This window comes from Lipingzhangella rawalii, assembly GCF_031628175.1.
GTDB classification, from domain to species: Bacteria; Actinomycetota; Actinomycetes; order Streptosporangiales; family Streptosporangiaceae; genus Lipingzhangella_A; species Lipingzhangella_A rawalii.
Map to the genome: position 1 here is coordinate 47,797 of NZ_JAVLVT010000008.1, position 13,479 is coordinate 61,275.

13 protein-coding genes and 1 tRNA gene are annotated in these 13,479 nt (G+C 67.9%); 8 read left to right on the forward strand and 6 right to left on the reverse strand.

Going from position 1 to position 13,479, the window contains the following annotated elements; genetic code table 11:
* The first annotated feature begins 167 nt into the window (after positions 1-167).
* On the forward strand, positions 168-968 hold the full coding sequence (locus RIF23_RS15810; protein ID WP_310913327.1) for an NUDIX domain-containing protein: 801 nt from the start codon (positions 168-170) through the stop codon (positions 966-968).
* Here RIF23_RS15810 and RIF23_RS15815 read toward each other — a convergent pair.
* On the reverse strand, positions 952-1,878 hold the full coding sequence (locus RIF23_RS15815) for an XRE family transcriptional regulator (RefSeq protein ID WP_310913328.1): 927 nt from the start codon (positions 1,876-1,878) through the stop codon (positions 952-954). The two genes, RIF23_RS15810 and RIF23_RS15815, sit on opposite strands and share 17 nt — an antisense overlap.
* 471 nt (positions 1,879-2,349) lie before the next feature.
* On the opposite strand from RIF23_RS15815, the gene RIF23_RS15820 reads away from it, so the two are divergent.
* The 4 genes from RIF23_RS15820 to RIF23_RS15835 all read left to right on the forward strand — a co-directional run bounded on the left by RIF23_RS15820 (position 2,350) and on the right by RIF23_RS15835 (position 4,809).
* The gene (locus RIF23_RS15820; RefSeq protein WP_310913329.1) at positions 2,350-2,679 is read left to right on the forward strand and encodes a hypothetical protein; all 330 of its coding nucleotides are present in this window, start codon (positions 2,350-2,352) and stop codon (positions 2,677-2,679) included.
* Between the two features lie 335 nt (positions 2,680-3,014).
* Entirely contained in the window at positions 3,015-3,215 is a 201-nt protein-coding gene (locus tag RIF23_RS15825; protein WP_310913330.1) for a helix-turn-helix domain-containing protein, read from the forward strand.
* Positions 3,215-3,427: a hypothetical protein gene (locus RIF23_RS15830; protein WP_310913331.1), complete on the forward strand. Its 213-nt coding sequence runs from the start codon at positions 3,215-3,217 to the stop codon at positions 3,425-3,427. The genes RIF23_RS15825 and RIF23_RS15830 overlap by 1 nt, the downstream gene beginning before the upstream one ends.
* Positions 3,428-3,555: 128 nt before the next feature.
* Positions 3,556-4,809, forward strand: a complete 1,254-nt coding sequence (locus tag RIF23_RS15835) for a tyrosine-type recombinase/integrase (protein ID WP_310913332.1) — start codon at positions 3,556-3,558, stop codon at positions 4,807-4,809.
* A gap of 71 nt (positions 4,810-4,880) precedes the next feature.
* Here the strand turns inward: RIF23_RS15835 and RIF23_RS15840 are convergent.
* From RIF23_RS15840 to RIF23_RS15860, 5 genes are all read right to left on the reverse strand, one after another.
* Positions 4,881-4,954: transfer RNA gene (locus RIF23_RS15840), tRNA-Thr, on the reverse strand.
* Positions 4,955-5,053: 99 nt separating this feature from the next.
* The gene (locus tag RIF23_RS15845) at positions 5,054-6,592 is read right to left on the reverse strand and encodes an alpha/beta hydrolase (RefSeq protein WP_310913333.1); all 1,539 of its coding nucleotides are present in this window, start codon (positions 6,590-6,592) and stop codon (positions 5,054-5,056) included.
* Positions 6,593-6,754: 162 nt separating this feature from the next.
* On the reverse strand, positions 6,755-7,921 hold the full coding sequence (locus tag RIF23_RS15850; protein ID WP_310913334.1) for a DNA polymerase III subunit delta': 1,167 nt from the start codon (positions 7,919-7,921) through the stop codon (positions 6,755-6,757).
* Between the two features lie 129 nt (positions 7,922-8,050).
* Entirely contained in the window at positions 8,051-9,553 is a 1,503-nt protein-coding gene (locus RIF23_RS15855; protein WP_310913335.1) for an amidase, read from the reverse strand.
* Positions 9,554-9,607: 54 nt separating this feature from the next.
* The gene (locus tag RIF23_RS15860) at positions 9,608-10,594 is read right to left on the reverse strand and encodes a D-2-hydroxyacid dehydrogenase (RefSeq protein ID WP_310913336.1); all 987 of its coding nucleotides are present in this window, start codon (positions 10,592-10,594) and stop codon (positions 9,608-9,610) included.
* Positions 10,595-10,971: 377 nt separating this feature from the next.
* On the opposite strand from RIF23_RS15860, the gene RIF23_RS15865 reads away from it, so the two are divergent.
* The 3 genes from RIF23_RS15865 to RIF23_RS15875 all read left to right on the forward strand — a co-directional run bounded on the left by RIF23_RS15865 (position 10,972) and on the right by RIF23_RS15875 (position 13,455).
* Complete coding sequence (locus RIF23_RS15865; protein WP_310913495.1) at positions 10,972-11,454, forward strand: DUF3830 family protein; 483 nt, start codon at positions 10,972-10,974, stop codon at positions 11,452-11,454.
* A gap of 204 nt (positions 11,455-11,658) precedes the next feature.
* The gene (locus RIF23_RS15870; RefSeq protein WP_407659489.1) at positions 11,659-12,432 is read left to right on the forward strand and encodes a maleate cis-trans isomerase family protein; all 774 of its coding nucleotides are present in this window, start codon (positions 11,659-11,661) and stop codon (positions 12,430-12,432) included.
* Between the two features lie 276 nt (positions 12,433-12,708).
* Positions 12,709-13,455 (forward strand): maleate cis-trans isomerase family protein, encoded by a 747-nt coding sequence (locus tag RIF23_RS15875; RefSeq protein ID WP_310913338.1) that lies wholly within the window; start codon positions 12,709-12,711, stop codon positions 13,453-13,455.
* The last annotated feature ends 24 nt before the right edge of the window (positions 13,456-13,479 follow it).

Here is a 13,479-nt window from a genome sequence, read left to right on the forward strand (position 1 = left end):
ACGCCACCCCCGACACTGACCTGCATAAACGAGGTTGTGTGAGTTCTGTGAGTTCTGCGCGGGGAGTGCGCACCAGCGAGGTCCGTAGGGGGTTCCACGGGCAGGTCCCCACCGCTGTCCGTAGACTGGTGCGCACCAACCCGAGACGAGAACCGAGGTCGACGTCAATGGGGTCAGTCACTCAGCGCGTAGAGGACGCCATCCGCGAACTCGTGGCATCCGGCGCACTCGGACCAAACGGGAAACTGCCGTCCGAACGGACGTTGTCGCACGACCTTGACGCTGGTCGGACCACGGTGCGCCTGGTACTCAGCAAGCTCGCGGCTGAAGGGATCATTCGGAGCGAACACGGCCGTGGGTACTTCGCTACAGGAGACGAGAGCATACGACGTGAGGATTCCTCCGAAGACAGTGGACTTCGCCCCTGGATAATCCGGGGTGAACGCACCATCTACGACAACCGTTGGGTTCGGCTAACGCTCATGGACGTAGAACCCCCCGGTGTGGAGCGCTTCGAACACCACGTCGTGAGGTTGCACCACGTTGCCATCGCGGCCGTTGTCGATGATCATGACCGGGTACTCATGCTCTGGCGGTACCGGTTCGTGCCCGACAAGTGGGGCTGGGAACTCCCAGGGGGCAACGTGGATGCTGGAGAAGATGCTGGGAAGACCGCTGCCCGTGAGGTCGAGGAAGAAACCGGATGGCGCCCAAATGGACCGTTGCAGCATCTCGTGACCTTCCAACCCATGGTCGGAATGGTCGACTCCCCGCACGACATCTATCTGGGCGAAGGCGCGCACTATACAGCGCCCCCAAGCGATGTCGAGGAGTCTGGTCACGTCGCTTGGATACCACTGGCAGATGTTCCAGAAATGATCGAACGTGACGAGCTGCTAGGTTCGGGAACCCTGGTCGCACTCCTGCATATCCTCGCTACACGTAAGCTCCTCACGCCTGACCAGTGAGACGCTCAATACGGTTTCGTTGTCGAACAGAACCAGTGCGATTGGCCAATAGTCTCGCTTTACCTAGCTGATCAGTGGCCTCGGAGTACTGACCCCACCGCAGGTGCGCCTGAGCCAGGTCAACGCGCAATCCGGCTTCGGCGCGAGTGAAGGTTGAATCCAAAGCATCGAGTGCTGCGTACAGTTCACCAACCGCCCCCGAGTCACCCACAAGCGCCAGAGAATGTCCCTTCCAGCGCAAGAGGTGTTCTTGCGTCAGGAAGATGCTGGGCATGTCCGGGTCGCGTAGCAAGCCGTCACCCGGCATGTACTGCTCCGCTGAGTCCAGTGCAGCCCGGCACTCGGGCTCCTGGCCGCACTGAGCATGGAACTCAGCCTTGGCCGCAAAGAGCCAGGAGGCCACGCGTGGCGGGACCTCAGACCCGGAGATGCGTAGTGCCTCGGTCACGAGTTCCACGGAAAGGTCAGGCTTCCCCGCATCTGAGAGTACATACGCCTGCTCTCCCATCGCATGCGCTAGATAGGCTGGTTTTCCAGATTCTCGGGCAGCGCTCTTGGCCTGCTCATAGTGCCGCCAAGCGCGTTCAGTCGCCCCGACATCGAGCGCTTGCCATGCCGCCAGTGTCGATGCTCCGGCCAAGGATTCTGCGATGGGCTGTCGCACGCTCGGAAGGACTGCGAAGGACAAGGAGTCCGTGAGGGTGTTGATGTGGGCAGTCATTTGATCGACAAGCTGAGCTGCTCCCATTTGGCGGTCAACGGTGCGGAGTAGCTCGGTCTGTTGGTTGAGTGTCTCCACGACGGAACTCGGTATGGAGTGCGTCGACTCGATCCGCTCAATTAGCTCACGATACCCGTCAACAGCGGGAACGCCAGGGCTCACCTCTTCGTAGAGCTCTTCGTCAGTCATCCCGAGGATCGAACGGAGGATCGCTGTATAGGGCGGCCCTACGGTCCGCTTCCCGTTCTCCCATTCCGAGACGTAGACACGAAGGCTTGCTGTTCCTGCTATCGGAGTTGCTTTGCTCCGTGCATAACGCTCGATCTCGCTTATCAGCCTGTTCTGCGACCAGCCACGTGAGGATCGCGCTTGACGTATTCGCTTCGACATGTTCCCCATCCCTTCGTTCGCAACTATGCGCCCAGTCGCGAGGAATCGCCAAACATCCAGCTCAGCAAGGGTTAACAGCGTCCCGTTAACGGTTGTTGGCTTCCGGAGTCCGTGGGATCTGGCGAAGCTGAGTCCATGAAAGTTCATCGGAGACCGCCAGAACCCTTGACACTGGTGCGCACCAGTTGGTGTACTACTGGTGCGCACCAGATAGGAGTCCCTGCTTCTATAGCCGCCGGCAGGGCCTCCCTACTCGGCGAAGGAGATGTCATGACTGTTGTGGTTGACCGGCCGACCTCTGCCCCGTCCGTCCCGATGGGTGAGCAGGTTGTTCGCCCGCTGACGGGTAAGGGGCTGGAACGCTACCTAGCCACGTGCGACGAGAACGAACTGCGCCAGTTGGTGCGGGAACTGACCCTGGACCAGGTTGACCTACTGGAACGGTTCGTTCCCAACGATGTGCAGGTGGAGGCCGACTACAGCGCCCTGACCGGTGAGGACGAGCCAGAGTACTTCGTTGCGGAGGAGCCTGTTTCTGCTGCCACAGAGCGACTGTCCCCTACCGGTGCTGGTGTCGAGGTCAACGTCGCCGACGCGTGAATTCGCCCCCGGCACAGTGCCCAATCCGCCAAGATCCGTCACTGCGCCGGGGCCTTCGCGTCACTGACGAAACAGCACGCTAGGACTCCATCTTGCCTTATCGCAGCCTCGATTCCCAGATCAGAGCACGCCCACGCGTGCGGCTGTCCCCTGCGAGACCACGGCGTCCCGTGAGGGTGGGCAGAGGTGCCCACCCCGGTGCCCAGCACCTGCCCACCCCGGGTCAACCGACACCCGCGCGGTTGCCCACCCGGGAGTTCCCCTTCCCGACTCACCACTCGGGGCGCATAGCCGCCACACAGCCCCGACACGCCCCCACCAGAACGGAGGAGACCATGCCCCCGACAACACCACCCAAGAGGCTTTACCGCATCGCTGAGGCCGCCCAGATCCTCTCGCTGGGACGCACGCAGATCTTCAAGGAGATCGCGCACGGGCGGCTCCGGGCCGTCGGCTGCGGCAAGACCCGTCGCATCCCCGCAGAAGCCATCGAGGACTACGTCGAACTACTCACGAAGGAAGCGGAGGCCGCCTGATGTCTGACCCCGAGGTCCCCAGCGAATGGCTGACGATCCCGGAGGTGCGCGAGGTGCTCCAGCTGTCCCTCGACGAATGGAACGAGCTGGACACCCAGGACCAGACCCCTGCCGGGGTGATCTGGCCCGACAACGTGATCCGCATCAGCCTGCACATGTTCGACCGTTGGATCGACTCCCTAACTATCGACCCCACCGAAGGGGAGGCATAAAGGTGGGTAAGAGCAGGCGCGCTGCGAAAGGCCGGTCATCCATCTACTACAGCGAGCGCGACGGTTGGTGGCACGGCTGGGTGTACATGGGTGTCAAAGATGATGGGTCACCGGATCGACGCCACCGCATGGCTGAGTCCGAGACTAGGGTCACCGAAAAGGTTCAGGAACTGGAAAGGGAGCGGGATAAAGGTACTCCCACCAAGCCAGGGCGTCCCCCTACGGTCGCAGACTGGATGACCACCTATCTCGACACCATCTGTGCCCCTCAGGTTGCCTCAGGCAAGATGGCGCCACGCACTCTTGATGACTACTGGAGCAAGACACGGAACTGGATCGTTCCTCGTCTGGGCAAGCACCGCCTTGACCGGCTCACCCCAGAGCATCTGGAACGCATGTATGCGGTGATGTTCGAAGTTGGCAAGGCGCCTTCCCATGTGCTCAAGGTGCACAGGATCCTGTCACGCGCTCTCGATATCGCTCACCGACGTGGGGCTGTATCCCGCAACATCGCCAAGCTCGTGGACGCTCCTCGCGCAGGGGGCGACGACAACGAAGTAGAGGCCTTCAGTCAAGAGGAAGTACGCGCCATCCTTCGGGAAGCCGCGAAACTCCCCAACGGGGAACGCTGGACCATTGGGCTTGCGCTTGGTCTACGCCAAGGTGAATCCCTCGGACTGTGTTGGAAGTACATCGACCTGGATCGTTGTGAAGTCCGGGTGTGGTGGCAGATTCAGCGCAACGCCTGGAAGCACGGTTGCCCCGACCCCGTGAAGTGCACCGAAGGCAAGCACCGGCGGGCGTGCCCGAAGGATTGCCAGCGGCACCGTCACAAGCCCGACTGTCCAGCCGGGTGCACCCGGAAGCGCCACGTCTGTCCCCCGGTGCCGAATCCATGTCCCCGGAACTGCACTGGTCACGCTCGAAGCTGCCCGCAACGTGTCGGGGGCGGGCTGGTGTTCCGACGGCCCAAGGGCAAGAGTCGCCGTACCGTGCCGTTCCCCGCTGAGTTGGTTCCACTACTCCAGGAGCATCGGGCAAGACAGGACGCTGTGCGAATTGCCGCCGGAGAGCAATGGCAGGACCACGACTTGGTGTTCTGTCGGGAGGACGGGCGCCCCATCGACCCTCGCCACGATTGGGAGGAGTGGAAGGGGCTGCTACGGCGAGCGGGAGTGCGGGACGCGCGGGTGCATGACGGGCGACACAGCACCGGTGCACTCCTGATTGAGCAAGGAGTCAACATGCGTACCGTCCAAGAGATCCTCGGGCACTCCGACATCCGAGTCACACAGCGTTATACACACGTAGCGTCCCCGGTCGCTCGGGAAGCCGCTCGCCAGATGGGCAGTGCGCTGTTCGGCCGCACCGACGCGAACTAACTGCAACTAGAACTGCAACTAGAGACGAACCAGGGCGCCCCCGAATCACGGGAACGCCCTGGTCAGCGGAGAGCCGCCTAGGGGAGTCGAACCCCTGACCTACGCATTACGAGTGCGTCGCTCTGACCGACTGAGCTAAGGCGGCGTTGCCGCGCCCAGTCTAACCCCTTGCGGAGGGTGCCCGGTTCCGTTCCGGCCACGACGATCCGTAGCGGTCCCGCGCCGCGGTGCTTCGCACCGGTGTTCACTGTGCGGGGCAGGTCACCCCCTCCTCGGGAGCAACACCGTCCAGAATGTAGGCGTCCACCTGCTCGTCCACACAGCCGTTTCCGGTGCCGTAGGCGGTGTGCCCATCCCCGTCATAGGTCAGCAGCACCCCGGAGTCCAGATCGTCGGCGAGTTCCTCGGACCAGGAGTAGGGGGTGGCCGAGTCGCGGGTGGTGCCCACCACCACAATGTCTGACGCGCCCTGGCCGGTCAGCTCGGCCGGGGACCGGTCGACCCCCACCGGCCACTCCGAGCAGATCAGCGCGCCCCACACCAGGGAGGCGCCGAACAGGGGGGCCTCCGCGGCCGCATCCTGCGCGGCCTGTTCCACCTCGGCCACCGACTCGGGGCTGGGCCGGTCCGCACAGTTCACGGCGTTCAACGCGGCCACCATGTTGGTGTAGTTGCCTCCCGGCTGCCGGTTGTACATCCGGTCCGCGAGCTCCAGCAGCCCAGCGCCATCCCCCGCGTAGGCACTGTCCAGGGCCGAACGCACCTGCGGCCAGCTCTGTTCGCTGTACAGCGAGGACGCCAGCCCCAGCTCCACCCGGGCCCCGTTCACCATCCGGTCGTCACCCTCCGGGCCGGGGAGTGGCTCCTCGCGGGCGTCGGCGATCAGCTCCCCGAGCTCGTCCACACCTTCCGGCACGGTATCGGCGGACAGAGGGCAGTCGGCCCGGTCGAGGCAATCCTCCAGGAACGCCTCCAGCGCGGTGTGGAACCCGCTGGCCTGCTGCGCACTCATCTGCACGTTGGTCAGCGTGGGATCCACCGCCCCGTCCAGAACCAGCGCACGCACCTGCTCGGGAAACAGCTCCGCGTAGTGGGCACCGATCAGGGTGCCGTAGGACTTCCCCAGGTAGGTGAGGCCCTCGTCGCCGAGGACCGCCCGCAGCACGTCCATATCCCGGGCCACATTGTCCGTGCCCAGGTGTTCCAGCAGGTCTCCGGCATTGTCGACGCAGCTGTCCACGAACTCCGAGATGCGCTGCTCCAGCTCCTGGCGGCTCTCGGAGGTGAGCGCGCCCGGAGAGTCCGGATCGGCGGGCTCCAGCTCGGCCCCCAGGTAGGCGTCCAGCTCCGACTCCTCCAGGCACTCGATCGGGTCGCTCTCGCCGACGCCGCGCGGGTCGAAACCCACCACGTCGAAGTTCTCCCGAACGTCCGGGCTGATCACGTGCGCGGCTGCGGCGGCATACTCGGTGCCGGAGCCACCCGGACCCCCGGGGTTGACCAGCAACGAACCCTCCGGGGCTTCGTCCTGCGCCGGCAGGCGCGTCAACGCGAGATGCAGTGTCTGGCCCTCGGGCTCGTCGTAGTCCAACGGCACCTCGACCTGGGCACACTCCAGCTCGCCCCCGCACTCCTCCCAGGTGAGGTCTTGCTCGTGGAACTCCCGCACCCCGGCCGCCTGGCCGGAGTCGTGCTGCTGTCCCTGGGCCTCATCCCCGCGCGGGTCACATCCGGTCCCGGCGAGCAGGACGGTCAGGGCAACACCCACGGAACCTATGGACACTCCGGCGCCGGCTCCGGCCGGACGCGTCGAGACGCTGTGGCGCATCCCGCCACTCTAGCCCCACGAATCGCCCCGTTTCGGGGGTTTCCCAGATTTGGGAACCGGCCAGCCTCGGCCTCGGGGATGCTGCCGCAGCTGCACGCCGGGGGCATCACCAGGCGCCTACCCCAGGTACAGCGCGGCCATGAGCGCTTCCAGGGCGATCTGGGGCTGGCCGTTGGCGGCGATGCGTCGACGGCACTCCATGATCGCGTCCAGGCGGCGCAGGGTGGCCTCCGGGCTGCTGCGCCGCGCCAGCTCCGCCGCCTGTTCCGGCTCGGTGCTGCCCTCGACCTGAGCCCCCAGTTGCAGGGTGAGCACGTCCCGGTACAGCGCCGCCAGGTCCAGCAGGGCCGCATCGTAGACGTCCCGCTTGATGCGGGTGGCACGCCGCTTCTGCCGCTCCTCCAGGTCCCGCAGTGCCCCCTGGGCGCCCCGGACCGCCTTGGTGACCCCCTTGCCGGTGGCGCCGTCCCCGAACGCGGCCTTGAGTTCGGTCCGTTCCTGCTCGTCCTGCTCGGTGGTGGTGGCCTTAGCCTCGGTCTCGGCGATTTCCTGGAGGCGCGCGGCCGCGGAGATGCCGGCGCCGAGCCCGTCCAGCTCCAGGGCGAGCCGGTGGATTTCCGCGCGGCGCTGGCGGGTCTCCTCGTCGGTGGCGAGGTGGCGGGCCCGTTCCACGTGTCCGCCGGAGGCCCGCGCGGCTGTGGCGGCAACCTCCGGGTCGATACCGTCGCGCTGCACCAGCATGTCCGCCACGGCGCGGATACTGGGGGTGCGCAGGTTCACCAGCCGGCAGCGGGACCGGATGGTCACCAGCAGGTCTTCGGGGGTGGGGGCGCACAGCAGCCACACGGTGCGCGGCGCCGGCTCCTCGATGGCTTTGAGGAGTGCGTTGCAGGCGGCTTCGGTGGCCCGGTCGGCGTCCTCGAACAGCACCACCCGGAACCGTCCGCCGGTGGGCGCGCCGGCAGCCTGACCGACCAGCCGTCGGGTTTCCTCCACGCCGAGGCTCAGCCCGCTGGGGCGCACGATACGCACATCGGCGTGGGTGCCGGCCTGCACCTGGTGGCAGGAGCTACAGTGCCCACAGCCCAGCTCGGGGCACTGGAGTGCGGCGGCGAAGGCGCGGGCCGCGGACGACCTCCCGGAGCCGGGGGGGCCGGTGAACAGCCAGGCGTGCGCCATGCCGGAACCCGGGCCGCCGGCGAGCAGATCGGTGGCGGCCCGGGTTGCCGAGGTCAGCTGCTCGACCACGGGCTCCTGACCCACCAGTTCCGTGAACACGCTCATCGTCGTCCAGCATAGGCGGTGCGGAGGCCACGCTTGCGCCGGCGCATGCGGCTGGTCGTGGGCACTGTCCTCCGGTCGGGGGCGGTGCCGGGGCAGGGTACGGGGTGTCGTCCCGCTCCCGGCGCGCGGCTACTCCCCGGCGGTGGTGTTCCCTGTGGGCCAGGGGCATGCCCGTTCGAAGGCCGCGCTCGCGGCCAGGACCCGGGCGTCGGCTGTGCGGGCCCCGACGATCTGGAGCCCCACCGGTAGCCCGGCCCGGGTGAAGCCACAGGGCACGCTGGCCGCCGGCTGCTGGGTCATGTTGAAGGGGTAGCTGAATCCGGCCCAGCTGGTCCAACGGTGGGCCTCACTGCCAGGGGGAACCTCGTGTCCGGCTTCGAAGGCGGGTATCGGCATGGTCGGGGTGAGTAGTAGGTCGTAGGTCTCGTGGAAGCGGCCCATGCGTTCGCCCATCGCCATCCGGGTGGCCATGGCGGTGAGGTAGTCCTGCGCGGAGTAGGTGAGACCCTCGGCGATGATCTCCTGGAGGCCGGGGTCCAGGTGCTGCTTCTGCTCCGGGCTGAGGTGGGCCGTGGCCTTGGCCGCCCCCGAGTTCCACAGGCAATGGAAATCCGAGGTGGGATCGCCGAAGCCAGGGTCGATCTCTTCCACCCGGGCCCCCAGCTCCTCGAACACCCGCACGGCCTGTGCCACCAGCGCGGCCACCTCGGAGTCCACGCTGAGGTAGCCCAGCGTGGGGCTGTAGGCGACCCGCATGCCCACCAGCGCCTCCTCCGGGGCGGCCACGGCGTCGGTGAAGCTCTCCTGCGGTGGGGGCAGCGCTGACCAGTCCCGGCAGTCCGGCCGGGACAGCACATCCATCATGAGCGCGGCGTCGGCCACGGTGCGGGTCATCGGGCCGGCGTGCGCGAGGGTGCCGTACGGGCTGGCCGGGTAGTGCGGAACCCGGCCGTAGGTGGGTTTGAGGGCGAAGATGCCGGTGAAGCTCGCGGGGATCCGGACCGAGCCGCCACCGTCGGTGCCGGTGGCCAGGGGGCCCATGCCGGCGGCGACGGCGGCCGATGCTCCACCGCTGGACCCGCCGGGGGTGCAGGACAGGTCCCAGGGGTTGCGGGTGATTCCGGTGAGGGGACTGTCCGTGACCCCTTTCCACGCCAGCTCCGGAGTGGTGGTCTTGCCGAGGAGGACCGCGTTGGCTTCCCGGAGCCGGGCCGTGCTGGGGGCGTCCTCCAGCCACGGGCCGGCCGGGTCGACCGTGAGTGAACCACGCTGGGTGGGCCAGCCCTGGGTGAGGAAAATGTCCTTGATGGAGGTGGGGACACCGTCCAGCTCGCCTTCGGGTGCGCCGCGTTGCCACCGCCGCTCGGAGGCGCGGGCCGCGGCCAGGGCCTCCTCGGCGTGTACCTGACAGTAGGCGTTGATGGCGGGGTTGTGCCGCTCGATCTGGTCCAGCACGGCCTGGGTGGCCTCAACCGGGGAGAGGCTGCCCGTGGCGTAGGCCCGCAGCAGTTCGGTGGCCGACATGGCGGTCGGGGAGCCCGGGCTGCTTGCTGCGGGGGTCGGTTCGTGGCCCCGGTGGGTGCCTGTGTCGGACCGGCCCGCCGCTGGGGTGTCGTCGGCGTGTGTGCGCACCAGCGTCCTCGCTTTCGCTCGCAGATTCCCAACCGTGGGCAGCGCGTGGCCGGGTCAGGCGCCGGAGACGTAGCCGCGCTGCTTATCGACGACGTTGCGCAGCTCGCGCCCGTCGAGGAAGTGGTCCAGATTGTCCAGGAAGAGCCGCACCAGCTCCTCGCGCCAGCCGATGACGTCGCCGGACATGTGCGGGGAGACGATTACGTTGGGCAGCTGCCACAGCGGCGAGTCCTCGGGTAGCGGTTCCTCGGCGAAAACGTCGAGGGCCGCACCGGCGATCGTGTTGGTGCGGAGGGCGGCGATGAGGTCGTCCTGGACCACCAGGTCGCCGCGTCCCACGTTGATCAGGCGGGCGGTGGGCTGCATGCGGTGCAGCGCCGTGGCGTCCACCATTCCGCGGGTGGTCTCGGTGAGGGGGGCGGCCAGGATCACGTAGTCGGCCGTGGGCAGCACCGCGTGCAGGTCGCTGGCGGCCACGATCTGCCCGAAGTCGCTGTCCTCGGCGCGGGCCACCCGGCCCAGCCCGGTGACGTGCAGTCCGGCGGCGGTCAGCTGGCGGGCGATCGCCCGGCCGATTGGCCCGGTGCCGGCGACCAGGGCGCTGCGTCCGGTGAGGCGTTCGGTTTCCCGGTGGCGCCACTCCCGGCGGCGCTGGAGGTCCAGGGTGGTGCCCAGATCCTTGGCGAAGGCCAGCACCAGCCCCAGGACGTACTCCGCCATTGGCTGGTCGAAGACACCGCGGGAGTTCGTGATCGTGACGTCGCTGCGCACCGCCGCGGGAAACATGAGGTGGTTGACGCCGGCCGTGGCCGCGTGGATCCAACGTAGTGCGTCGGCTTTCTCCCAGGCGTGTGTCAACGCCTCGGAGAACAGGTCCCACACGAACAGTGCCTCCGCCCCCGGCAACACTTCGGGGAGTTCCTCGGCCGTGGCATAGCGGACCGAGGCCAGGCGTGGGTCCCTGTCCACGGGGTCGATTCCCGGTGGGGTCTGTCCGGCGTGCAGCACGACGAGGTTCGGGCGACCTGGTGGCGTGGGCACGGGAGCGGCTCCTTCGCTGGGAGTCGAGGCTGCGGCGGCGGGGGGAGGCGCGCGGCCCCGGTCGTGCAGGTCATCGGGGGTGGAGTGACCCGACCCCAGGAAACCATTGACACGCTATGAACCAATCGTATGATTGTCAACAATCAGCGATCTATGCTGAACTGCCGTCTGGATCGCGTTGTCCGTATCCCGTCCGTTGTCCGTCGTTTCTCGCTCACCACGTCCCTGGGCGGTGCCGGTGGCGACTGCTCACCCCCGGGGCCGACCCCGGTGGGCGGATCCGGCCAGCCCCGTTGGGGCGCGGCGCGGACGGCCCGAGACCCCGCATCCCCGCACATCCCCGCACAACGAAGGGCAGACCCACCATGCCCAGATACATGCGCATCACTCTGGAGCAGCGCGGCGTCAGCTGCCTGGCCGAGCTGTTGGACAAGGACGCCCCCCGCACCTGCCAGGCCGTATGGGAGGCCCTGCCGCAGGGCGGAGACGCTTACCACGCCAAGTACGCCCGCAACGAGGTCTACACAATGGTTCCCCCCTTCGCCGATCCGGAGGTGGGCCAGGAGAACCCCACAGTCACCCCCATTCCCGGCGACGTCGTCTATTTCTCCTTTCCCGAGGGGATGCTGGACCGCGGCTTCAAGGAGGAGAAGGGCATCGACACCCTGCCCGGCGTCATCGACCTGGCGATCTTCTACGGGCGCAACAACCTGCTGCTGAACGGGGACGTCGGCTGGGTGCCCGGAAACGTCTACGCCACGATCGTCCACGGTCTGGACGCCATGGCCGAGGCGTGTCACGACGTGTGGCGCTCCGGCGGTATCGGCGAACGCCTGACCTACCACCGCCACGAGGAATGACATCGACGCGCAGTTCGGCACGGCCGCCCCACCAGCCCCGGCGGGCCGAAACCGGTCCCGCCGTCCCCCGCCCAGCCCCACCGTCGACCGGGCACCAGCGATCCGGCACGGCGATTCCCGCAGCAGTAAGGAGGTGAGTGATCAGTGCGGACCGAGCAGACTCCGGGGCAGGTTCTGGGCGAGCCAGGTCGGGACCAGCGGGTCATGATCCAGCGCCCCACCACGCCCACGGACCGGGCGGAGTTCGCCACCCCGGCCGAACCACCGGGCCAGTCCGGGATCGGGGTTGTCGCACCGTTCGACTTCGCGCTGGACCGGGAACTGTGGCGCTGGGCCCCGGACGACGTCTCCCTACACATGACCCGGCTCCCGTTCGTCCCGGTTCCGGTGACCGTGGATATGGCCGCGGCCCTGTCGGACGGGGCGGGGGTTGCCCGCGCCACCCGGGACGTGCTGGCTCCGGAACCGCTCGTCGTGGCCTACGCCTGTGCCTCGGGCAGCTTCGTGGACGGCGAGTCCGGCCAGCGGAGCCTGTGCGACAGTATCCTCTCTGCCGGCGCCCCCGCTGCCGTCACCACCTCCGGGGCACTGATCACGGCCCTGGCGGAGCTGCGCACGGACCGCATCGCCGTGGTGACGCCCTACGTGGACAGCGTCACCGAACGACTCCTGAGCTTCCTCACCGAACACGGGGTGCAGACCGTGTCCAGTGTGGGGTTGGGCCTGCTCAACCACATTTGGAAGGTCACCTACTCCGAGGTCGTGCAGGCCGTGCGGGATGTGGACACGCCCGAAGCCGAAGCCGTCTTCATCAGCTGCACCAACGTGTTGACCTACGACATCATCGAGCCGCTGGAGCGCATGCTCGGCAAACCCGTGCTGGCCGCAAACCAGGTGACCATGTGGGGCGCGCTGCGCGCCATCGGCCGCGACGCGGTCGGGCACGGCCAGTCGCTGCTCGACACCACCCGCCCCTAGCCCGGTGTCGGAGATGGAGGCGACGGTACCGGCCAGCCCGCTCCCCGCACGGGCATGCTGGCGGGCAGGACCTCGTGCGGCGGCCAGAGGGCTGTCCCCGCGGCGCACGACACCCGGACGTCGCCTCCGTGCCCCCATTGGCGTGGGGCCGCCCCCAGACGCCAGAACCGCCACGATCCCACCCTCACCACCGCTCGCGGCCACTGCGGCCGTCCGGGCCGCCGCCATCACGAAGCCACCCATCCAGCCACCCGGCGCGCAGCAAGGAGGAGTACGGTGTCCCATACGCCCGTGTCTGTCGGTTTCCTGTATCCCGGTTACAGTGCCGAGGACGACTACCCCGAATACCAGCGTCTCCTCGGGGACGCGGTCACGCTACGACTGGTCCACACCCTCATGCGGGAGGATGCGCACCGTGTGGACGCGCTGCTGGACGTCGGCGGTACCGACGTGCTCACCCCCGGAGCCCGGGAACTACGAGCCCAGGGCGTCGACGCCGTGGTGTGGGCCTGCACCAGCGGCAGTTTCGTCTTCGGTTGGGACGGGGCTGCCCAGCAGGCCCAGGCGGTGGGCGAGGCCGCGGGAGTTCCCGCCTCCAGCACCTCGTTCGCCTTCGTCCACGCCGCCCACGCGCTGGGGCTGCGCCGGGTGGCGATCGCCGCCACCTACCCGCGGGACGTCGCCGAGCGGTTCGTCGCGTTCCTCACCCACGGCGGCACCGAGGTGGTCGCCCTGGCCAGCCGGGGCATCGCCACCGCCGCCGAGGTCGGCACCCTGGATTCTGGCGCGGCGGTCGACTTCGTCGTCGCCAACGACCATCCCGACGCCGACGGTGTCCTGGTCCCCGACACCGCCCTGCACAGCGCCGGAATCCTGGCGAGCGTCGAACGCGAACTCGGTAAGCCGGTGCTGTGCGCGAACCAGGTGAGCGTGTGGGAGGGGCTGCGCCTGGCCGGCGCGACGCCGCGGGACGGCCGGGCGGGGCTGGGCACACTGTTCGAGACCGGGCGGGCGGCGGCGTGACCGGAACCCGGGCGTACGGGCGGT

Coding starts and splice junctions, on each gene's coding strand:
- RIF23_RS15810 (WP_310913327.1), top strand. CDS start 168: ATGGGGTCAGTCACTCAGCGCGTAGAGGACGCCATCCGCGAACTCGTG.
- RIF23_RS15815 (WP_310913328.1), bottom strand. CDS start 1,878: ATGACTGACGAAGAGCTCTACGAAGAGGTGAGCCCTGGCGTTCCCGCT.
- RIF23_RS15820 (WP_310913329.1), top strand. CDS start 2,350: ATGACTGTTGTGGTTGACCGGCCGACCTCTGCCCCGTCCGTCCCGATG.
- RIF23_RS15825 (WP_310913330.1), top strand. CDS start 3,015: ATGCCCCCGACAACACCACCCAAGAGGCTTTACCGCATCGCTGAGGCC.
- RIF23_RS15830 (WP_310913331.1), top strand. CDS start 3,215: ATGTCTGACCCCGAGGTCCCCAGCGAATGGCTGACGATCCCGGAGGTG.
- RIF23_RS15835 (WP_310913332.1), top strand. CDS start 3,556: ATGGCTGAGTCCGAGACTAGGGTCACCGAAAAGGTTCAGGAACTGGAA.
- RIF23_RS15850 (WP_310913334.1), bottom strand. CDS start 7,921: ATGAGCGTGTTCACGGAACTGGTGGGTCAGGAGCCCGTGGTCGAGCAG.
- RIF23_RS15865 (WP_310913495.1), top strand. CDS start 10,972: ATGCGCATCACTCTGGAGCAGCGCGGCGTCAGCTGCCTGGCCGAGCTG.
- RIF23_RS15870 (WP_407659489.1), top strand. CDS start 11,659: ATGATCCAGCGCCCCACCACGCCCACGGACCGGGCGGAGTTCGCCACC.